Source organism: Acinetobacter tianfuensis (genome assembly GCF_003611465.1).
Taxonomy (GTDB): domain Bacteria; phylum Pseudomonadota; class Gammaproteobacteria; order Pseudomonadales; family Moraxellaceae; genus Acinetobacter; species Acinetobacter tianfuensis.
This window is the reverse complement of the sequence record NZ_RAXV01000005.1, coordinates 1-22,628: the sequence shown is the minus strand read 5'-3', so window position 1 is coordinate 22,628 and position 22,628 is coordinate 1. Positions and strand designations below refer to the sequence as shown.

18 protein-coding genes are annotated in these 22,628 nt (G+C 44.2%); 9 read left to right on the top strand and 9 right to left on the bottom strand.

Annotated elements, in window-relative coordinates:
• Positions 1–54: 54 nt before the first annotated feature.
• Positions 55–612 carry an oligoribonuclease gene (gene orn, locus D7V32_RS03635; RefSeq protein WP_120401561.1) on the bottom strand — a complete coding sequence of 186 codons (558 nt, stop codon included), beginning with the start codon at positions 610–612 and terminating at the stop codon, positions 55–57.
• 124 nt (positions 613–736) lie between these two features.
• On the opposite strand from orn, the gene rsgA reads away from it, so the two are divergent.
• The 4 genes from rsgA (at position 737) to secB (ending at position 3,072) form a co-directional block, all read left to right on the top strand.
• Positions 737–1,795, top strand: coding sequence for a small ribosomal subunit biogenesis GTPase RsgA (rsgA, locus tag D7V32_RS03630; RefSeq protein ID WP_120401560.1), 1,059 nt, complete (start codon positions 737–739; stop codon positions 1,793–1,795).
• A 95-nt stretch (positions 1,796–1,890) separates the two neighbouring features.
• Positions 1,891–2,298: a rhodanese-like domain-containing protein gene (locus tag D7V32_RS03625; RefSeq protein ID WP_120401559.1), complete on the top strand. Its 408-nt coding sequence runs from the start codon at positions 1,891–1,893 to the stop codon at positions 2,296–2,298.
• A 19-nt stretch (positions 2,299–2,317) separates the two neighbouring features.
• Positions 2,318–2,572, top strand: coding sequence for a glutaredoxin 3 (gene grxC, locus D7V32_RS03620; protein WP_120401558.1), 255 nt, complete (start codon positions 2,318–2,320; stop codon positions 2,570–2,572).
• Between the two features lie 41 nt (positions 2,573–2,613).
• The gene (gene secB / locus D7V32_RS03615; protein ID WP_120401557.1) at positions 2,614–3,072 is read left to right on the top strand and encodes a protein-export chaperone SecB; all 459 of its coding nucleotides are present in this window, start codon (positions 2,614–2,616) and stop codon (positions 3,070–3,072) included.
• A gap of 164 nt (positions 3,073–3,236) precedes the next feature.
• Here the strand turns inward: secB and D7V32_RS03610 are convergent, their stop codons facing one another.
• From D7V32_RS03610 to D7V32_RS03580, 7 genes are all read right to left on the bottom strand, one after another.
• Positions 3,237–4,043 (bottom strand): enoyl-ACP reductase FabI, encoded by an 807-nt coding sequence (locus tag D7V32_RS03610; protein ID WP_120401556.1) that lies wholly within the window; start codon positions 4,041–4,043, stop codon positions 3,237–3,239.
• Positions 4,044–4,166: 123 nt separating this feature from the next.
• On the bottom strand, positions 4,167–4,982 hold the full coding sequence (locus D7V32_RS03605) for a TatD family hydrolase (protein ID WP_120401555.1): 816 nt from the start codon (positions 4,980–4,982) through the stop codon (positions 4,167–4,169).
• A 1-nt stretch (position 4,983) separates the two neighbouring features.
• Entirely contained in the window at positions 4,984–5,934 is a 951-nt protein-coding gene (locus D7V32_RS03600) for an RsiV family protein (protein ID WP_120401554.1), read from the bottom strand.
• A gap of 124 nt (positions 5,935–6,058) precedes the next feature.
• A complete protein-coding gene (locus tag D7V32_RS03595) occupies positions 6,059–6,889 on the bottom strand; it encodes a hypothetical protein (RefSeq protein WP_120401553.1) in 831 nt (276 codons plus the stop codon).
• A gap of 105 nt (positions 6,890–6,994) precedes the next feature.
• Entirely contained in the window at positions 6,995–8,584 is a 1,590-nt protein-coding gene (locus D7V32_RS03590; RefSeq protein ID WP_120401552.1) for a peptide chain release factor 3, read from the bottom strand.
• Between the two features lie 320 nt (positions 8,585–8,904).
• Positions 8,905–10,968 (bottom strand): bifunctional diguanylate cyclase/phosphodiesterase, encoded by a 2,064-nt coding sequence (locus D7V32_RS03585; protein ID WP_120401551.1) that lies wholly within the window; start codon positions 10,966–10,968, stop codon positions 8,905–8,907.
• 318 nt (positions 10,969–11,286) lie between these two features.
• Complete coding sequence (locus D7V32_RS03580) at positions 11,287–13,485, bottom strand: carboxy terminal-processing peptidase (protein WP_120401550.1); 2,199 nt, start codon at positions 13,483–13,485, stop codon at positions 11,287–11,289.
• 200 nt (positions 13,486–13,685) lie between these two features.
• Here D7V32_RS03580 and nagZ point away from each other — a divergent pair, with 200 nt between their 5' ends.
• Positions 13,686–14,711, top strand: a complete 1,026-nt coding sequence (gene nagZ, locus D7V32_RS03575; protein ID WP_120401549.1) for a beta-N-acetylhexosaminidase — start codon at positions 13,686–13,688, stop codon at positions 14,709–14,711.
• A 135-nt stretch (positions 14,712–14,846) separates the two neighbouring features.
• Positions 14,847–15,731: a class I SAM-dependent methyltransferase gene (locus tag D7V32_RS03570; RefSeq protein ID WP_120401548.1), complete on the top strand. Its 885-nt coding sequence runs from the start codon at positions 14,847–14,849 to the stop codon at positions 15,729–15,731.
• A 27-nt stretch (positions 15,732–15,758) separates the two neighbouring features.
• Here D7V32_RS03570 and D7V32_RS03565 read toward each other — a convergent pair whose 3' ends face one another.
• On the bottom strand, positions 15,759–17,087 hold the full coding sequence (locus D7V32_RS03565) for an alpha/beta fold hydrolase (protein ID WP_120401547.1): 1,329 nt from the start codon (positions 17,085–17,087) through the stop codon (positions 15,759–15,761).
• 302 nt (positions 17,088–17,389) lie between these two features.
• Between D7V32_RS03565 and D7V32_RS03560 the strand changes: the two genes are divergently transcribed.
• From D7V32_RS03560 to pta, 3 genes are all read left to right on the top strand, one after another.
• The gene (locus D7V32_RS03560) at positions 17,390–18,655 is read left to right on the top strand and encodes a glutamate-5-semialdehyde dehydrogenase (RefSeq protein WP_120401546.1); all 1,266 of its coding nucleotides are present in this window, start codon (positions 17,390–17,392) and stop codon (positions 18,653–18,655) included.
• A gap of 493 nt (positions 18,656–19,148) precedes the next feature.
• Complete coding sequence (locus tag D7V32_RS03555) at positions 19,149–20,366, top strand: acetate/propionate family kinase (RefSeq protein WP_120401545.1); 1,218 nt, start codon at positions 19,149–19,151, stop codon at positions 20,364–20,366.
• A 59-nt stretch (positions 20,367–20,425) separates the two neighbouring features.
• Entirely contained in the window at positions 20,426–22,570 is a 2,145-nt protein-coding gene (gene pta, locus D7V32_RS03550) for a phosphate acetyltransferase (protein ID WP_120401544.1), read from the top strand.
• Positions 22,571–22,628: the final 58 nt, after the last annotated feature.

Sequence of the window (22,628 nt, the reverse complement as noted above, 5' to 3'; positions counted from 1 at the left end):
CATGCAGAACGTTTTAGTTTAAGCACAAAAAAGAGGCCGCAGCCTCTTTCATTTTTAGTCTTTATTCATAATAAAGAAATATTCACGGTAGTATTTTAACTCTGCGATAGAATCACGGATGTCGTCCATCGCCAAATGCGAAGCATTTTTCTTTAAGCCGCCCATAATCTCTGGACGCCAGCGTTTCGCCAGTTCTTTCACAGATGATACATCCAAGTTGCGGTAATGGAAGAACTGTTCAAGCTCAGGCATTAAACGGTGCAAGAAACGGCGGTCTTGGCAGATTGAGTTGCCGCACATTGGCGATGATTTCGGGCTAACCCATTTTTTCAGGAACTCCAACGTCTGCTGTTCAGCATCTAAAGCTGTCAATTTGCTGCGGCGCACACGTTCAATTAAACCTGACTGCCCATGCTGACGCGTATTCCATTCATCCATCGCATTTAATACCAGCGCAGACTGGTGCACAGCAAGTACGGGGCCTTCTGCCAGAATATTTAAATTATCATCCGTCACAATTGTCGCGATTTCAATAATTTGGTCATTATCTGTATCTAGACCTGTCATTTCCAGATCAATCCAAATCAGGCGGGTATCAGGTGTGCTGCTCATAAATGTGCAATCTTATTAGGCTTAAAAACGGCTATAGTAGCAAATTTATAGGCCCCGCGCTGTAATTAGGCCCCGCTTCATGCTATTTTTGCGGTCTAGTTTCCATGGTTTTTTTAGGATACGAATGGCTCTAATCCGCAAGCGCCGCCTGACCGAACAGCAGCAGCGCCGCATTCAAAAACAGCATCAATCCCGTCAAGAAGAAGTTGATACCACCAATGATCTTGAAGGACTGGTGGTACAGCATTATGGCCGCCAGCTGGAAGTGCAGGCGCTGAATCAGCCTGCTGAACACCCGAAAAAACCTGATGTTGCAGAAGGTGAGCCCGAGCCATTTTGGAAGCCGATTGAGCTGGGCAGTGTTTGGCGCTGCCATACCCGCACTAACCTTGAAGCGCTGGTAACAGGTGACCGTGTCAAATGGCAAGCTGACCCAAACACAGGCCTTGGCATTATTACTGCCATTCATCCGCGCCAATCGTTATTGACCCGCCCAGACCGCTATCACAAAGTTAAACCTGTGGCAGCCAATGTCAGCTTGATTGTCGTAGTATTTTCCGCATTTCCTGAAGTTGCGCCCAGCCTGATCGACCGCTATTTGGTGGCCTGTGAAGACGCAGGCATTCCTGCCCTGCTGGTCCTCAACAAAATGGATTTGGTCAAAGAAAACGATCCTATTTTAGATTTGGTACAAGAGTACAAAAATCTGGGCTATGAAGTGCTGATGACGCAATCCACAGGTGATGTGTCTGAGCTGGCTGCCCGCCTTTCAGGCGAAACAGTTGCTTTTGTCGGCCAGTCTGGCGTGGGCAAAAGCTCACTGATCAATACGATTGTTCCTGACGCGGCGCAAAAGACCAATGTCATTTCAGAAAATTCAGCGCTCGGTCAGCATACCACGACATCCACCCGCTTAATTTCCTTTGGTGAAGGCGCTGCCTTAATTGATTCACCGGGGATTCGTGAATTTGGCCTGTGGCATTTGGATTTAGATAAAGTGCAGCACGGTTTTCCAGAAATTGAAAACCGCCTAGGCTACTGCCAATTCCGCAACTGTACGCATAAGCACGAAAAAAAATGCGCACTGCGGCTGGCGGCTGAGGCAGGCGATATTCTGCCGCGCCGTTTAGAAAGCTTTTTACGCTTAATTGATGAAATCACGGAAGCACAGCAAAAAAATTAGTTTTTATTCTGCTGCTGCCCTTGAAGCGGTGATTTTGATCACCATATTTATGAGCTATACTCTTGGCAATTTTTGAATTGTAATTTAGGTGACGTGTGGAACGCTGGTTCGAGTTTATGGGGAATCACCCCTTCTTATTTGGAACACTTGCAGTATTAGTTGTATTGTTCTTTATTCTTGAAGGCCAACGTAATGGCCGCAAAATCTCGCCGCAGTCTTTGGGTATTTTAGTAAAAGCTAAAAATGCCATGCTGATTGATTTGCGTGACAGCAAAGACTTCCGTGAAGGCCATATCAGCGGCAGCCGCAATATTCCGTACAGCCAAATTACAAAACATCTTGAAGAATTGAAAACATCTGACCGTCCATTGGTCTTTGTATGCAATCTTGGTCAAGTTGCAGGCTCTGCGCTGCAGCAGGTTGGCCATGCCGATGCATACCGTTTAGACGGCGGCATCAGCAACTGGAAAGCACAAGGCCTACCTTTAGTTAAAGCTAAATAAAAGCTTAAGGAGATTTCAAATGGCTGAAGTAACAATTTACTCAACGACCGTTTGCCCATACTGCACTCGTGCAAAGCAACTCCTTCAACGTAAAGGTGTTGACTATAAAGAAATTAATTTATCAAATGAAGCGCCTGAAGTACGCGTGGAATTGATGCAGCGCACCAATCACCGCACTGTGCCGCAAATTTTTATTGGCGATCAGTTCATCGGCGGCTTTGACCAGCTGTATGCTTTAGAGCGCGATGGCAAGCTCGACGAATTATTGGCTTAATTGCCTCTATAACATCACATCTTCATATTAAGGATTAAAGAATGAGTGAAGAACAACAAGCTCAACCGCAATTAGCATTAGAGCGTATTTATACTAAAGATATTTCTTTTGAAGTACCTGGGGCACAAGTTTTCACAAAAGAATGGCAGCCTGAACTGAATATCAACTTATCTTCTTCTGCAGAAAAAGTTGATCCGACACACTTTGAAGTTTCTTTAAAAGTTGTCGTTCAAGCAAACAACGGCGGCGAAACAGCATTTATCGTTGACGTCACTCAGTCTGGTATTTTCCTGATTGATGCTGTTGAAGAAGAGCGTCTTCCGTACATCCTTGGCGCTTACTGCCCGAACATTCTTTTCCCATTCCTGCGTGAAGCTGTGAATGATATGGTTACGAAAGGCAGCTTCCCGCAGCTTCTTCTGACACCAATCAACTTCGATGCAGAATTCGAAGCAAATATGCAGCGTGCTCAAGCCGCTGCTGCTGAAGGCCAAGCTTAATCGCAAAGCCTCAGATATAAAAAAGACCGCATTTGCGGTCTTTTTTATTGGCTACTTCTTCCCTCTCCTCTCAGGAGAGGGTCAGGGAGAGGTGATTTTGCAAATCCATATTTACAGCCCCTCACCCTAGCCCTCTCCCACAGGGAGAGAGAACTGAAAGCGAATTACTCAGCATCCAGCATTAAATCAGCGCTCATACCTACAGTATTGAAACCGGCATCTACATACATGATTTCACCTGTAATGCCGTTTGCCCAAGGTGAGCATAGGAATAATGCTGCATTACCAACTTCTTCAATGGTAACGTTGCGTTTTAACGGCGCAACTTTTTCATTCAAGTCGAGCATTTTACGGAACGATTTAATACCTGAAGCTGCAAGGGTACGGATTGGGCCAGCTGAGATTGCATTTACACGGATGCCTTCAGCACCCAAGCTAGATGCCAAATAACGAACGCCCGCTTCTAATGATGCTTTAGCCATACCCATTACGTTGTAGTTTGGCATTACACGTTCAGAACCTTGGTACGTCAGCGTTAACAAGCAGCCTTGACGGACTTGCAGCAAAGGCTTCGCTGCGCGCGCCATTGCAATAAAGCTGTACGCGCTGATGTCATGCGCAATGTTAAAGCCTTCACGGTCAGTCACATCAGTAAAATCGCCATCCAGCGTGTGCGCTGGCGCAAAACCAATTGAATGCACCACACCGTCTAAACCGTCCCAATGTTTTGCAAGTTCTGCAAACGTATTGTCAATTTCAGCATCAACTGCAACATCACATGGAAAAACTAAAGTCGAACCGAATTGTTCTGCAAAATCATCAACGCGTTTTTTTAATTTTTCATTTGGGTAGGTAAATGCCAGTTCAGCACCTTCACGGTGCAGCGCTTGAGCAATACCGAATGCAATTGACAGTTTGCTGGCAATGCCCGCGATTAGAAAGCGTTTACCCGCCAATAGTCCTTGTGCCATGTGGTTCTCACTTAAAAAAATTTAACTGCATAATGCCAAGTCTCAGGCATTTAAGAAATTGCATAATGCGCCTTTTTTTATAAAGTGCAATATGGCCAAAATCATTTCTAAAGATCACTGCATTCAATTTAAATGCAGCGCCTGCATCGTATTCAGCCACAGCTGCTTCGCTAAATCAGCTTCATAACAGTCTAAACTTGCAGCAAGACCTTGCAGTACGTAAGGTAAATTCACTGGTGTATTGCGTGTCCTTGCGCCCTGTTCCTGCTGACAGCAAAGCGGTGTCATATCAGGACAGTCTGTTTCCAGAACCAAATGTTCTGCGCCAATAGCCTGCACAACAGCATGCAATTTTTTTGCATTCAGATTGGTGATCTGCCCTGTCACACCAATCTTAAAACCCAATTTCACAAAAGCTTTCGCCTCTTCCACTCCGCCGCTGAAAGCATGGGCAACACCGCCCTGTTTAAACTTTTGTTTTTTCAACATTTGCAATGTTTCTGCATGCGATTTTCGGATGTGCAGTAAAATCGGCAGCTGATGCTGCTGCGCCAGCTCAATTTGCTCATCAAACAGCTGCTGCTGACGGGCAAAAACAGCGGGAACTTTATGCTGCGGCAAAAAAGTATCTAAGCCAATTTCACCAATTGCCGCACATTTTTGCGTTTGAATAATTTTTTCTAAATCATGCAAATGTGAATCAGCATGCTGCTCGATATAAAAAGGATGCAAGCCAGGCGCTAAATAGCTTTGCGGCGCTTGCGGCAGATCATTCAGCCAATGATGTGTCTGAACTAAATCAGCAAAGCGTTCCTGTACAAAACCAATCAATACCAAACCCGCAACACCAGCCTGATAAGCCGCCTGCGCCAGCGCCGCCCGGTCAGCGTCGAAATCAGGCACATCAAAGTGGGTATGGGTATCAAAAAGCTTTATCATCTTATTGCGCTGCTGCTTTGGCTTCAGACGCTGGCGCCTCTGCTTTGACAGGCAAATACTGCGGCTTCAGTATGCCTTCCAGCTCTGCATATGGAATGGTCAAACGCGGCAAACCTACAACATAAGGCCCAATTTCATATTCTGCATACTGTAAAATCAGACCGTCTTTACCCAGAAAATAATTGTCCGTCAGCTGAAATTTCCACGCTTGTTCATACTCTTCAATACTGTCTGCAAGCTTCGCTTCTGTCACCCATGCTTTGAAGACTGCATGGGCTTGCTTTTCTAAAGCTGCTTTTTTATTTGGCTGAAGCAAATCATCCAATTTAATCAGCTGTTTGGCTTTCAGATCAAAATTATAATATTGCTGCGCAGATGAGCCATGTGCGCCGCCCAAATAACTGCTGCTGTTCAGCACGACTGTCGCCAGCGGTTTTTCTGCATTTAAAATTTTAGGTTTAACCATGATGCTGATTTGCTGTGCTGAATTCAGCTCTTTCAACTCTTTATCTAAACTCATAAATGCGGCAACAAAAGACTGGCTTTGCTTTTCCATCTTCAGTTTAGGCGTTTCCACTTGCGCCAAGGCAGGCTTCACTTCTGAACTAGCTGCAGCATCACTTGCCGCGTTCTCTGCTTTTTCATCAACAGGTTCAACTGAAAGTATTTCACTCAGCAGCTGCACTATTTTCTGATCAATAAAATCATCAATAAAACGCTGATTACTGTTCAAACGTTCAATTAAAAGTTCTGGACAGCTGTTGCCGCTGCAATCTGGCAATTTCAAATCCAGCTGTTCAGAATCGCCTATTAATTTTTGGCTCAAATCCTGTACTTCTGTTGTCGGTTTTTCCGGCTCAGGCTTCGGCTCTTCTTTTTTCGGCTGGCACGCAGTCAGCATCACCGCCGATGCCAAAATTGTCATTACCCATATATTCTTATGCTTTAACATAAATTCTACCTATTCGCAGCCACTGCTCACCGTTATGAGCACACAGTTCATTTCACACTCACTACTGTCTCAAGCAAAACGATCAATTCATGACTTGAGCTGAGCATAAAAATTAAAATTAAAATTAAAACATAAGCTGATATACATCAGCTTTCAAGACTTGCTGTGTTTGTTCTTTGCTTAAGTAAATATCTAATTGTTGACCATTTTTAACAATTTCATTTGAACGGTAATGCAGGCCTATGCCCTCTTGGTCAAAAAACCAGTCCGCTTGTCCCCAATAAAGCTTTTTTGGCGCGGCTTGACGTACAGCCTGTTCCTGCTCTTCAAGCCATTGGGCATAAAATTGCTGCACCCATTTGTCCATCATGACTTGCTGCTTCGGCTCTACAGCATCCAGCACTTTCATATTTTTTTGCGCACGGCGGTCTGCCACAAAAAAATAGTAACGTTCTTTTATTTTCATAGCCTCTTGTGAGGCATCTACCCCAAGCTGCAGCAGCACATATTGATTGCGCTGATACGGAATACGTGAATACATCGACAGCTCATAAGGTTTATTGGCCTTAAACTCTTCCTGCCATGCATCTGATTTTTTCACATAAGCATTTACAGCCTGCTGCAGACTCATATTTTGCTTCAGGCCAATCTGATCCTGTATCACCAAAGCCTGACTGCGCTCAACCCATGCATTTAACCATGCATCTTTGGTAATAATGGTCTGCACATCTACATTCAGACAGTTTTTATGCTCACAAAATGGCAAAGCCACTTTAGCAGACTGTTCTTGAATATTTAAATATGGCAATACATCTGCCATTTCAGTTTTAGGCTGAAATACATTATGCGGCGCTGACTGTTTTGCATCTACGTCTTGTTTTGATGCCTGATCATCGCAGGCACTCAGCATTAGACCAAGCAAAACAATAAAAGCTGTACGCTGAATGAGATACATAACCTAAAAAACCGAATAAAGTTACGATAAATTTAACACAAAAGAAAACAGCTTCATGCGAAGCTGTTTTGGATTCCTGTACAGGATGTGATGCAGATCTAGAACTTAGTGTTCACGCGTATTGCGGAATACGATGTCTGGATAGCGTTCTTGCATTAATTGCAAATTCACACGGCTTGGCGCCAAATAAGTTAAGTGGCCGCCGCCGTCTACAGACAGCTGATCATGCGCTTTTTTCTTAAACTCATTGAACTTTTTCTCATCATCACAAGATACCCAGCGCACTGTATTAATGCTGACTGGCTCATAAATACAGTCCACTTTGTATTCTTCTTTCAAACGGTAAGCAACAACTTCAAACTGAAGCACACCCACAGCGCCCACAATAAGGTCATTATTATGCTGCGGCATAAAGACCTGTGTTGCGCCTTCTTCCGAAAGCTCTTTTAAACCTTTTTGCAGCTGCTTAGATTTGAGCGGATCCTTCAAACGCACGCGGCGGAACATTTCTGGCGCGAAGTGAGGAATACCGGTAAATTGCAGCTTTTCACCAGAAGTGAATGTATCGCCAATTTGAATTGTGCCGTGGTTATGCAAACCAATGATGTCGCCAGGCCAAGCTTCTTCTAAGTGCTGACGGTCACCAGCCAAGAACGTTAAGGCATCACTGATACGTACATCCTTATCCAGACGTACATGTTTCATTTTCAAGCCTTTTTCATATTTGCCTGAACAAATGCGCATGAACGCAATACGGTCACGGTGTTTCGGATCCATATTGGCTTGAATTTTAAATACAAAGCCTGTGAAACCTTCTTCAGTCGCTTCTACATGGCGGTCTTTAGTCGGATGAGCTTTAGGCTCAGGCGCATAGTTGCTGAAAGCATCCAGCACATGATCTACACCAAAGTTGCCTAATGCAGTACCAAACAGTACTGGCGTTTGGCGGCCAGAGAGAAACTCTTCGCGGTCTAAAGGCTCATTCGCCATTTGAACCAATTCTAAAGACTCTTCAAATGCCGCCCAAGCCAGCTCACCTACTTTTTCACGCAAGTCTGGATAGTCATAACCATCACGTATTTCAATGTCTGTAATCGTTGAGCCAAAACCAGCTTTATAGACATAAAATTTTTCTTCGATCAGGTTAAATACACCGGCAAAGTCACGGCCTGTGCCCAAAGGCCATGTAATTGGAACGCATTTAATTTTTAAAACGTTTTCAATTTCGTCTAACAGCTCTAATGGCTCACGGATTTCACGGTCCATTTTATTGACAAAAGAAATAATTGGCGTGTCGCGCATACGGCACACGTCCATCAATTTGATGGTACGGTCTTCGACACCTTTTGCACCGTCAATCACCATCAACGCCGAGTCAACGGCCGTTAAAGTACGGTAGGTATCTTCCGAGAAGTCTTCATGTCCGGGTGTGTCCAGAAGATTAATCATCTTGTCTTTAAACGGAAACTGCATCACTGACGTGGTAATCGAGATACCGCGTTCTTTTTCCATTTCCATCCAGTCAGATGTTGCAGCACGGTCAGACTTACGGCTTTTTACCATACCTGCAACCTGAATCGCCTGCCCCCATAACAGCAGTTTTTCTGTCATGGTGGTTTTACCCGCATCGGGGTGGGAAATAATCGCAAAGGTCCTGCGCGCTGCTACTTCTCTAGCTAATTGATCTTTAAACATAAGGGAAATCTTCAATATGTACACAGTTTTGTACACACGTATAAATGTGCAGCAAGCCAGTGAAGTGATAACTTAAAATTGGCGCAATTGTAGCAGATTTAGAATAATTTTTAATAACACACTTTTAGACTCTCATTTTATAAACAGCTTTTCGGCTTTGCTGTTATGAATGCAAAACAATCCTAGACGCAATAATAAATCTGCGGCGTCTCTAAAGCGGATCTCAGCCTTTACGTATTTTTTTAGAACTAATGATTAAACAAAAAACACAGCCTGAGCTGCGTTTTTATCTTTAATATACTTCGTGCAGATCCAATAGATCAGACAAACTCCCGCGCCTCTAAGCGATTTAAATCGACTGGCAAACCCAGTAAATATCCCTGCATTTGCTGACAGCCTAAACGCGTTAAAATTTCAGCTTGCAGCGGTGTTTCAATTCCTTCTGCAGTAACGACCAAACCAAGCTTGACAGCCAAATGAATAATGCTTTCCAAAATCATTTCTTCTTTAGAGTTTGGCGCTAAATCATGAATAAAACCTTTATCAATTTTCAGTTCATCGACAGGCAAATTTTTCAAATACAAAAAGCTCGAATGCCCTGTGCCAAAGTCATCGATCGCCAGTTTAATCCCCATCTTTCTCAGCCGTTCAAATGTACGGATACTGACATCAATATGATGCATTGCTGTAGATTCTGTAATCTCAATCATCAAATTGCTTGGATTGATGCGGTAACGCTCAAACAAATTTTCCAAATTTGAAAACAAATGTTTATGTTCAAATTGAATAGCAGAAAGATTTACCGCTATAGGCAAAAACTGATCATTTTCACTGTCTTCCCAAAGCTGAATTTGCTTACAGGCCTGCTCCAGCGCCCAATAGCCCATCGGAATAATCAGCCCCGTTTTCTCTGCACCGCCAATAAACATATTTGGCGTCAGCATGCCTAAGCTCGGGTGCTTCCAGCGGATCAGCGCCTCAACACCGCACATGCTGTAATCATTTGCTTTAAATTTTGGCTGATAAAACAGAATAAACTGCTGCTCTTCGACTGCTTTATATAAGTCATTAATCAGCTTCGTTTGACTCTTCGCCTCATGCTGATCAACGGTATAGCTGAACATCGAGAAGGTATTGCGTCCCTGATATTTAGAGGTCAGCATGGCTGCATCTGCATTGATCAATAAATCCTGCAGGTTATTGCCATGTTCTGGAAACATGGCAATGCCAATACTGCCAGATAAATTAATTTCTTTGCCTGCAATATAAAAGCACTCTTGAATCAGTTCAAGAATACGCTGCGCCGTCTGGTTAGCCTGATCGGAAGTGGCTTTTTCAATCACCATTAAAAACTCATCACCGCCGATACGCAGCAGACGAGAACGCTCATTCAGCAAACGGTGAATGCGGTTTGCCAGCTGAATCAGCAGCTGATCTCCCACATGATGTCCAAAGACATCATTAACTGCTTTAAAGCGGTCTAAATCGATATATAAAAAAGCAATTTTTTCACTTGAACCGCGATGCTCGGTAAACAGCAAATGTGCATATTCAGCAAGATATAAGCGGTTTGGCAGTTTTGTTAAATTATCTTGCACTGCCTGATTTGCCAGTTCTTTATTGGCCTTAGACAGCTGTTTATTGCGCTCTTCAAGGCGCTGCTCCAGCATTGCAACACTGAAGGCCGCCACAAAAATCAGGGAAGTAATAAATAAAATCGTAAATAGGATTAAATCATGACTGGCTTGCTTCTGCAGCAACAGCCTTTCTGTATCTACAGGGAAATAGCTTGTCGCCGCCATGCCGGTATAATGCATACTGACTATTGTAATGGTTAAAATAGCAGCAACCGCCAGCTTGACAAATACACTGCGGTGACCGACATACTTATTTTTAAAGGCCAGCCAAAAAGTTAAACCTGAGCCGCAAATAGCAATGATAATTGAACAAACCACAATGAGCGGATCATAATAGGCTTCGTAATTTTGCATCTTTAAAGCCAGCATGCCAGTATAATGCATGCCTGAGATCCCCAGCCCCATCAGGACTGCGCCCAAAACTAAACGGGCAAAAGGCAATGTCGGGCGGGTAGTCAGCCAAATTGCAAACGTTGAAGCGACAAAAGCAATGCCATACGATGTAAGCGTTAAACCCGTTTCAAATTCAAAATCTGAAGGCATAGCGCTGGCTTGCATGCCAACAAAATGCATACACCAAATTGCAGCGCCAAGCACTGCGCCGCTAGCCACCAAAATTATTTTTTCATATTTTGGTTTCGTACGGCGAAATAGCAGCTGCTCTAACGAAATTGCAAAATAGCAGGCCAGTAAGGCCACCCCTACAGAGCCTAACACCAGACTATAATCATAATGTATATGAGTCATATGAAGCTTTCCGCACCAGCTCTGATTGTTATTCTGAAAATTTTAAAAAACGGCAAGCTTCTTTTGTACCAATGTATAAAAAAGCCTCAAAAGAATGCCGACAAAACAAGTAATTGTTTTAGAATCCACCACTCTGCGATTAAGGTCAAGTGCTAATTCCGAGTTTCAATACATCTTATCGAATTTTGCAAATCTAGTTATGAATTGCATCACTCAACTTGAATAAGCTGCTAATTTATACCGAAATACTTGAAATTTCCAATAAAAAGACCAGCAAGCGGGCTTACTGGTCTTTGTACAAATTCAGCTTTGTATTTTTTATGAGACTGGCTTCACTTTCTTTTGCAAATCCGCATAATCTATCAGCACATTTGCCGCCTCTTTCACAAAGGCTTCTTCTTCAGGCAATGCTGGACGCTGCGCCGCTTTCATTTTTGCACGGGACTCGACCAAAGCATCTAAAGAAGCTTGATAGCTTTCCCAGTTGACATATGGCTTAAGGCCTGTCACTTTGCGGCGATAGTTATCTGCCTCTAGTGTTTTTTGCTCAAGCTCCAGCAATTCAGCCTTGCGTTTTTGCAAATCCAGCACTAAACGCTTTTGATCATCGGTTTTTTTCGCCAATGCAGTGCGCTGTTCAAGATACTTAAACTGCGGGTCTAAACTGACACGGGTCTGTGAAGATTTAACTAAATCAGGCACATAGTTTTTAATTGAACCTTCTCGTTTAAATGGCGCAGTTGGAATGGTATCCCACTGCAGCGCATTTTTAGATTTACGCTCACCAAACTCATCATTATAAATATCAACCAGCTGAACATCTGGAATCACGCCTTTATTTTGCGTACTGCCGCCAGTGACACGGTAGAACTTACGCTGAGTCAATGTCGCTTGACCATAGGCCAAAGAATCCAGCTGCACTTGCGCTGTCCCCTTACCCGTGGTTGTACTGCCAATCACGACACCGCGCTCATAATCCTGAATTGCCGCAGAGTAAATTTCACTGGCTGATGCTGATGCCAAATTAATTAATACTGCTAATGGCCCAGCATAGGTCTGCGCACCGCCGTCATCATCTTCAAAAACGCTGACATTGCCATTGCCGTCTCGAATCTGCACGACTGGACCAGACTTAATGACCTGCCCCAGCATACGCGCTACCTCTTCCAGCGAACCTCCCGGATTATTGCGCAAATCAATAATTACGCCCGCTACATTCTGATCACTCAGCGCTTTCAGTGCTTTATTGGTATCTTCAGATACAGAGCGGTATTCCGTACCTGCGCGGCGGGCACGGTAATTTAAATAAAATGACGGAATTTCAATGACGCCAAATTTATGCTTTTTGCCGTCACGCTCAATTTCAACTGTACGTGAACGTACACCAGCATCTTCTTCTTGAATCACATCACGGGTAATACTGACATTACGCGCCTGACTCATTGAGGCGCCTGCGCCTAACAAGCGGATCGTGACTTTAGTGCCGCGTTTGCCGCGGATTAAACCGACGATTTCATTGCTCGGCCAGCCAATAACATCCACCATTTTCTCGCCGTCTTGCGCAACACCAATAATGCGGTCGCCAGATTTCACTTGACCCGACTTGCTGGCAGGCCCTCCCTCTACAATCGTTTCAATCTTGGTATAGTCTTCGTTGCCGCGTTCAGGACGGATAGAAACCCCAATGCCTTCCAGCTGCAGCGTCGTCTGGCGGTTCAATTCCATCGCATCTACAGGCGGGAAATAATTGCTGTGCGGATCGTAGGTCAGCATCATGGCATTCAGCGTTTTATCCAGCACATCATCGCTTTTTAAGCGGCTAACGCGTTCAAGCTGGCGGGTAAAGCGTTTGGTCAGCGTTTGGACTGGGGTGAGATCTTCAGGGCCTGTCAAATCCTGACCATTCGCCAGCTCAGGATTGTCTTTTAACGCTTTTTGCTTCGCCTGCTCTTCTTCCTTGCTGATCGTTAAGTTGATCAGCTGAGAAACCAGCATTTTATTCCAATGTTCACGCTGTTCAGCTTCAGTTTTAAAGAACGGCGCTTTTTCACGATCCGTTTCAATATAATTATTTGGCTGATTTAAATTTTGCGGCTTTTTCAGTTCAGCCAAGATGTAGCTGTAAAACTGTTTCAGTCTAGCGCGGTACTGTGCATGAATTTCATATGGCCCGCTTAAATTGCCTGCTTTCAAATTTGCGCCAAAATTTGCGCCAAAACGTTTTTTATAATCTTCAATTTCTGAAGCTAAAAATAGAGTATGCTCTGGATCTAAACTATCCAAGTAAAAATCAAGAATACGGTTTGATGTATTGGCATCCAAACGCATATTCAAATAATGCTGACGGTCAACCAACGTTGCCAGCTGACGCGAAACTAAGGCTTGCTCTTGCGTAGGCTGTATAGCGCCTGCTGGAGCTGGTGTATTTTCCGCCGCAATTGCATCACTCACAACATGCGTAAAGAAGAAACCGCCTGTTGCAACGGCAACGGCGCAAGCTATTGTCTGAAGTTTCATAAATATGTCGTACTTCCTTGGTATCCAAACCAAATTGCGGTGTCATTTTTCGATGAGAATTAAATATTTTCAAAATCTTAAATGACTTAATCTGTTTATGTCGTGTAGTTTTATCATAATCTGTGCTGACAAAGTGTAGCAAAACATTGCAGAATTCAGGTATTGTTTTTCCCTAAAAACTCAAACACGGATCCCCAAATATGATTGGCGCATTGATGCTCGATATTGCAGGCACAGAACTTACTCAAGAAGATATTGAACTATTAAAGTCTCCGCAAGTCGGCGGCATGATTTTATTTGGCCGCAATATTGAATCAGCAAAGCAAGTTCGCGCCCTGACTGACCATATGCGCCGTATCCGTCCCGACATTTTAATTGCTGTAGACCAAGAAGGCGGCCGTGTACAGCGTCTGAAAAATGGCTTTACTTTACTCCCGGCTATGGGCAAGTTTGGCGACTTATACTTAACTGAACCTGAAAAAGCGCTGGAATTAGCTGAACAGTGCGGCTGGCTGATGGCAGCTGAAGTTTTGGCTGTCGGCATTGATTTCAGCTTTGCGCCAGTGCTGGATTTAAATGACATCAGCGATGTGATTGGCGACCGCAGCTTTGCAAAAAATATGCAAGACATCGTGCCGCTGGCAAGCGCATTTTTAAAAGGCATGAAACGTGCCGGCATGGCCTCAACAGGCAAACACTTCCCAGGCCACGGTTCAGTCAAAGCAGACTCGCACGTAGCTGCTGCCATTGACTCACGCAGTTATCAAGAAATTTACCAAAAAGACATGCAAAGTTTCATTCAGCTGCAAGACCAGCTGGATGCGCTGATGCCTGCTCATGTCATTTATGAAAATGTGGACCCGAACCCTGCAGGTTTCTCAAAATACTGGATTCAAAACATCTTGCGCCAAGAACTGAAGTTTGACGGCGTACTGTTTTCAGATGACCTCAGCATGCAGGCTGCCTGTGTCGCTGGCGGTGCAGATGCACGTATTCAAGCAGCGCTAAGCGCGGGCTGTGATATGGGGCTGGTCTGCAATAGCCGCGAATCGGCCTGCATTGCTTTAGCCGGTATTGAAAATCTGCCTTTGCCTAATCAAGAACGTTTAGAACGCATGCGCGGTAAAATCCCAAATATCATCATTGGTGAATATCTAGATTTAGGTTCAGAGTGGGCAGCCATACGTGACCGCATCACGGCATTTCGCAATACAGGCCTTGCTTAAGCACGCGGGCTAAAAATGAATTGACTGAATAAAAAAGGAACAGGACAAACTGTTCCTTTTTTATTATGATAATTTCCTGCAACCGCTGTACTGTATAAAGATTAAAACTAAAATAATATCTAAGGCTTAACATACATGACTCAAGACTTATCCGAACACCGCCACATTTCCTTTACCGCGCACTACACAGGCTACATTTGGTACAGCATGGGAATATCTAACCCTGTATTTGCCACATCAAAAGGCAAGTTTTTAGCCAAGTTAGTACACCCGCTGGAGTCATGGGCCGAAAAACATGTCGGCGGCAGCATGCGCACAACACTTAAACAGCGCCACACCCTAATTGACCGCCAGCTCAGCCAATTAATTCAACTGCATCCCAATCTGCAAATTTTAGAAATAGCCTGCGGCCTGTCGCCGCGCAGCTGGAACTTCCGTCAGAAATACAGCCAAATTGATTATCGTGAACTCGATTTGCCAGATATGGCAAAAATTAAAACCGAAGCGCTGCAAAAGCTCGATCAAACAGCGCCTGAGGTCCTCACAGCCGACATTTTCAGTCAAGACTTTGAACAGATCTTTCAAGTCTTTGATCCAAAACGTCCTCTCGTTATTATCAGTGAAGGCTTAATCAATTATTTTGACAAAACCCTGCTGAACCGCTTACTGCAAGGCATCACCGAATATGGGCAAGACTTTGAACAGCTGCATTACCTGACCGATATTTATCCTGAACCAGTCAAAAACCGTCTGGCTAATTTTATTTGGACCAGCAGCAAATTACTGAAATTTATGTCGCGCAGCGCCTTTAGCTTTCACTTTATCAGCCCGCTGGAAATACAGACTTTTTTTAGCAATGCCGGTTTTAACCAAATCGACGTGCTGCAGCCGCTGAATCATTTGCCGCAAGCCGAGCAAGGCAATAAGCACAGTAATGTCATTCCCTTTCAAAATCCTGATGAGCATGGCGGCGATCTGGTCTGGGTCATTCATGCATCGACAAAAAAACAGCGCTCATAGCGCTGTTTTTCTTTATCTGAAGCACTTTTAAACCGCTTCCTGAATATGCATTAATTCATGCTGATGCTGTACAAACTGCAATAAACGTTCAGCAACATCAAAACTGCCGTGTTTAAACAACGCGCGGATCTGAGAGTCTGCTGTTTCAAAAATTAGACATTCTATGACAAACGCGCCGTTTTCATCTTCTAAATGCAGCGCCAAATCACGCGGCATATCCGAAGCCTGGCCTGCCTGAGCCGCATCTTCCATTTGCAGCAATATGCCAAAATAATTGACATCAATGATTTCTGTACTGAATTTGACTGCTGAATGGCGGTGTGTCAGCTGAGTAAATGGCTGCTGTACTGTAACGCGCGCTTCAGCGCGGCGGTCGATCTTCAGCATTTGCTCACGTGTCATTGGAATAATGCCTTCGGCATTTTGAATGGATTCACCGCGTAAATAAGTCGCAAATAAATTCATGGTTTCTTTACGGCGCTGCAGCTGCGGCACATGGTCAGCATTGGCGATCATGGCAAACTGCATGTTAGGGCACTGCAAAGCAAAGCTGGCATTTTCATACGGCAACGTAAAGCTGTCGTATTGTCCACAGGCAACCAGCACATCACATTCAGGAATAGGCACATCGGTCAAACGGAGCAGGCGGCTGCAGTTAATTTCATAACGCTCCTGCTCGGTTGCCGTAAACTCTGCCATCTGGCGGAAGAACAGCCGCTTGGCCGTTGGCGACATGCGGGTCAGATCCATCTTCGCATGGTTCACTAAATATAAAATCACCGCTTGGCCAAATTCATCCATACGCTGTTCTTTCATCAAGTGCAAAGACTCTTCTAACAGCATGCGCCAGCTTTTGCGGGTTTTCTGCATGACACCCATTAAAATCATGCGGTCGATCAGTTCTGGACGCTGATGCGCCAGACAAGAGGCCACAACTGAACCCAATGACATGCCGAGCACAGCAACTTTAGGTAAATCAACAATATCCAGCCACGTCCCCAGCATGCCGGCTAAATCTTCCAGTTCCAGCGTTCCAGCCGATAAACCTGTATCTACATTGGTAATTTGCTGATTTGCGCCCATAGACGGCAAATCAATCAGCACAATCGGGCCTGCGTCAAACAGCTGTTCAACACAATATTTATAAGAGTTAAAATTTTGAAATGCACCGCCAATAATCACCATTGGCGTCATATGCAGCGTATCGGGACGCGCAATTGCCATATATTCAATTTTCCAGCCATCAATCCACGTCGTGCGTGCGGGCTGCTTGAAACTATTGCGGTCGTATAAATCGAAAAAGCCGTAATGGGTACTTGCCTGTACCTCAGGGTCCATCGGGATAATGGAATTCATATTCCTGTCCTCCATCCTTGCCTTATTTTTATATTCTGCAAGAAATCTGTAAGAGCGCTCTTGCTGCAAGCGTCCTGCTCATATTGATAATTGTATGACTTCACTGTCGTTTAGGGTTCATTCTATACAGGAGATGATTTTACAAGCAACTGCTTCTTGCGCCACTCATCTGTTTTAGCATCCAAAATAATTTCAAAATGTGAAAACCTCAGCCAATTCACGATTAAATACCGCTCTAATACTTCATTGTGCGGTTATAGGCTGTTAATATCGAATTGAAATTTCTAAGTGATCACAGCGCTATGCAAGAGTCTATTGAACAATATATGCAAACAGTAGGACAGCAGGCCCGCCAAGCATCCCGCGTGCTTTCAAGTGCCTCTACTGAAACAAAAAATCATGCTTTATCTGCTATTTATACGGCTTTAAACAATAGTGAAGCGGCAATTTTAGCTGCCAATAAAAAAGATATGGATAAAGCTCACAGCAGCAATTTGGACAGTGCCCTGCTTGATCGCTTAGAACTGACTCCCGCACGTTTTAAAGGCATGCTTGACGGCTTAAAAGATGTGATTGGACTGAAAGACCCCATCGGCGAAATTACAGATATGGCCTACCGCCCTTCAGGCATCCAGCTGGGTAAAATGCGTGTGCCGTTAGGCGTCGTCGGCATGATTTATGAGTCCCGTCCAAACGTGACGCTTGAAGCAGCCTCTTTAGCGCTGAAATCAGGCAATGCCATTATTTTACGCGGCGGCTCAGAAGCGCTTGAATCGAACCAAGCAATTGCGGCTGCCGTACAGCATGGCTTGAAAACTTCAGGTTTGCCTGAAACGTGTGTGCAAGTGATTAATACACCTGACCGCGCTGCCGTCGGCCAGCTGATTACCATGTCTGAATATGTAGACGTGATTGTGCCTCGCGGCGGCAAAGGCTTGATTGAACGGATCAGCAATGATGCGCGTGTGCCTGTCATTAAGCATTTAGACGGCAACTGCCATGTGTATGTCGAAGCGCAAGCAGATTTGCAAAAAGCCCTGCCAATTGCATTAAATGCGAAAACTCACCGTTACGGCGTATGCAATGCGATGGAAACATTGCTTGTTGATGAAAAAGTTGCAGATGAATTTTTACCGCGCATTGCTGAATTATATGCACAAAAGCAAGTTGAACTTCGCGGCTGTAAAGATGTTCAGCGCATTTTAGGCAGTGATGTAAAAACGGCATCTGAAGAAGACTGGTATGAAGAATATCTTGGCCCAATCTTGGCGGTGAAAGTTGTCTCTGGCATGGATGAAGCGATTGATCACATCAATAAATACGGCTCACATCATACAGATGCAATTATCACTGAAAACTTCAGCCTAGCGCGTCAATTCTTAGCGCGTGTAGATTCAAGTTCAGTGATGATTAATGCCTCTACCCGTTTTGCCGACGGCTTTGAATATGGCCTTGGAGCTGAAATCGGCATTTCAACCGACAAAATTCATGCCCGCGGCCCTGTAGGACTTGAAGGTTTAACGTCTCAAAAATGGGTTGTATTCGGTGACGGTCAAATCCGCCAATAAATCCAAATCGAAATAAAAGCTGCGCTTTTTAAAGAAAAGGCGCAGCTTTTTTTATTGCAATTTGAAAAACTAGACTCATCGTTCACATAATGAAATAAAAACCTTATGCCGCATCGTGCAAAAGTTTCTAAAAATTGGATTTTGGCATGCAAATATTTGAGAAAAATTAGAATAGTACAATTAACGCATTATTTTGCAGCAATATAGAGGATTACAGCGCTGTAATCGCATGTTATGTTCTGGGGATATGCCTTAAATCGTATAAATTTTGATGATTATTTTATTAATAAATGAAAACTATGAACTGATAAATTTTAATTATTATTATGATTAGGGTCGATAGTGCTTAAGTCTAATCTCCTAAAGTCTATCTAGGACGATAAAAAAACCCATGATAAAACATCATCACAGATCTAAATTGCATCAATCAATACAACTGCTATTAGATCAATATTATGGATAAGTATTTCAATTAGAATTCGGGTATTTAAACGTGTCTACATCAGTATTAGTAATTAACTGCGGATCTTCTTCTATCAAATATGCGTTAGTTTCTGAGCGCCGTGAAGATCGTATTTTTGGTCTGGCCGAGAACCTTGGTTCTGCTGATGCGCGTATTAAAGGGGTCACTACAGGCGGTGCTGCTCTTGAGCTATCCATCCCGCATGCTGGCCATGAAAAAGCCCTAGAAACTATTTTAGAGCGTTTGGCTCACCATAATCCTCAAGCGATTGGCCACCGTGTCGTTCACGGCGGCACATTAACCAAAGCTGAGCTATTAACACCAGAAATTATTGAACGTATTCGTGAGGCAACGCCGCTTGCTCCATTGCATAACCCTGCTCACTTAGTGGGTATCGAAGCAACTATGCGTTTGTTCCCAGAGCTGCCGCAAGTTGCTGTATTTGACACAGCATTCCATCAAACTATGCCGTCTCACGCATATCGTTATGCATTGCCAAAATTTTTGTACACACAGCATAACGTGCGCCGTTATGGCTTCCACGGTACAAGCCATGCGTATGTATCTGAGCGCGGCTCAATGCTTGCAGGCAGCTTTAAACAAGGCGGCTGGTTAACTGCTCACTTAGGCAATGGCAGCTCGACTTGCGCAATTTGGAATGGCCAATCTGTAGATACGTCAATGGGCCTTACACCGCTTGAAGGTGTGGTAATGGGAACCCGCAGCGGTGATGTAGACCCAAGTATTCACAGCTTCCTTGCAAGCAACTTAGGCTGGGATATTTACAAAATCGACAAAATGCTGAACAGCCAATCAGGCCTGCTTGGTTTGTCTGATCTTTCCAATGACATGCGTACTTTGATTGAAGCATCTGAACAAGGCAACGAAGATGCCGCACTTGCTATTGAAGTATTCTGCTACCGTTTAGCAAAATCTTTGGCTGGCCTCAGCTGCGGTCTACCGCGTATTGACGGCCTATTCTTCACAGGCGGTATTGGTGAAAACTCTGCCTACATTCGTGAAAAAACAGTTGCTTACTTACCGCACTTTGGTTTCAACCTCAGTAAAGAATTAAATGACAACTTAAAACGCGGTACTGAAGGCCGTATTGACCATGGTACTGGCCCGCAAATTTGGGTTGTTCCAACCGATGAAGAAGGCCGTATTGCTAAAGAAACTGAGCATGTTGTAGACGAGGTAACGGCGTCTGCTGTAAAAAAGCCTGAGGCAGAAGCTGCGATTGCATAAGCAATCGCATTAGCCCCTTCGCATTCAATATTAATTTTTAGCTTTAATTTAGACACCGTATGAAAACAATTTTACTCGTACCAACTGGGGAAGGTGTAGGTTTAACATCTGCATGCTTAGGTTTAATTTATGCTTTAGAATGCCAAGGGGTCAAAGCTGGCTTTCTAAAACCATTTTCACAAGAAAATGTCGTTGATACCGTTGACCGTACAACGGCACTTTATCGCCATTTATTTAATAATGAAACGGTAGAACCGGTTCACCATACCACCATCGCGAAGCAGCTCAGCCATGATGAGAGCGATGAGCTGCTTGAAGAAGCCGTTCGTTTACACCGCGAAATTGCAAAAAAACATGATCTGATTATTGTTGAAGGTTTGGTTCCGAACAGTCGTGATAACTTTGCCTCAGAACTCAACTCAACTTTAGCAAAAGCGCTCGATGCCAAAGTCATCATTGTCAGTACAGCGGATATTCAAAATCCAACGAAAACTGCAGAAAAAATTGACAGCTCTCTACGCCAATTCGGTGGTGCAGCATCTGAACGCACTGCGGGCGTCTTGTTTATGCGCACACGCGGCTTGCCAGAAGAGTCTGCGCAAATTCCTGTCACACTTGATCCAAATCTGCGCTTAATCAGCGATACCAATAAATTTGTTGCCGAATTACAAAAAAGCAATCCTCAAGTCGGTTCTGCACAACTGCCAGTCATTGGCCTCGTTCCATTTAGCAATACGCTCAGCGTGCCGCGTATGTCTGACTTAGCTGTGCATATTCAAGCGGAATGGATCAACCAAGGCGATGCTGCTCATCGCCGTGTACTGCATAGCAGCTTAGTTGCATCTAATATTGAACATGAACTTCACAAATTTGTGGCAGGCGAACTGATTATCAGCGCCTCTGACCGTATTGATGTATTGCTGGCGTCTAGCCTTGCAAGCAGCAATGGCATTCCACTTGCAGGATTGGTATTGACGGAACATCACCAACCAAACCCTCAAGTTTTAGATTTCTGCCAAGCAGCGATTAAGCAAGGCTTGCCAATTTTACATACGCCTTTAAGCACTTTTGAAACTGCACAGCAGCTCTCAAACTTAGGCAACGAAATTCCTGTGGATGACGTAGAACGCGCAGAACAAGTGACCCGCTTTGTTTCCAGCCATATCAATACCGATTGGATTACTGAAGTATTGAATGGTTCGTATCAGCCTCGCTTATCCCCTTCTGCTTTCCGTCATGAACTCGTTCAAAAATCCATTGCTGCAAAAAAACGGATTGTTCTGCCTGAAGGCGATGAACCGCGTACGATTCAAGCTGCAGCAATCTGTCAATCACGCGGTATTGCACACTGTATTTTATTGGCCAAACCTGAAATAGTCATTGACGTTGCAAAAGCGCGCAATATCGAGCTTCCGCATGATTTAGAAATCATCGATCCTGATATGATTCGTGAAAACTACGTGCCTAAAATGGTTGAGCTGCGTAAAGGAAAGCTCAATGATTTACAAGCGCGTGAACAGCTGCAAGATACTGTGGTTTTAGGCACTATGATGCTGGCGCTTGATCAAGTTGACGGCTTAGTTTCTGGTGCTGTGCATACCACCGCAAATACAGTGCGCCCTGCATTCCAGCTGATTAAAACGGCTCCAGATTATTCACTGGTGTCTTCTGTATTCTTTATGCTGCTGCCAGATGAAGTCTATGTCTATGGCGACTGCGCAATTAATCCAGATCCAAATGCAGAACAGCTGGCAGAAATTGCAATTCAATCTGCGGATTCAGCAAAAGCTTTTGGTATTGACCCGCGCATTGCCATGATTTCCTATTCAACAGGGACTTCTGGCGCTGGCGCAGATGTAGAAAAAGTAGCTGAGGCGACCCGCATTGCTCAAGAACGCCGTCCAGATTTACTCATCGATGGCCCATTGCAATATGATGCCGCATCTGTTGAAAGTGTTGGCCGTTCGAAAGCGCCAGATTCTAAAGTGGCTGGCCGTGCCAATGTATTCATTTTCCCAGATTTGAATACAGGTAACACAACCTATAAAGCAGTACAGCGTTCTGCAGATGTAGTCAGCGTAGGTCCAATGCTGCAAGGATTGAATAAACCTGTGAATGACTTGTCACGCGGGGCATTGGTGGATGATATTGTATTTACGATTGCCTTGACAGCTATTCAGTCTGAACAGCAAACTGCTCAATAAGCCTTAAATCTGAATTTTCCAAACCACCTGATTGAGAAATTGGGTGGTTTTTTTATGT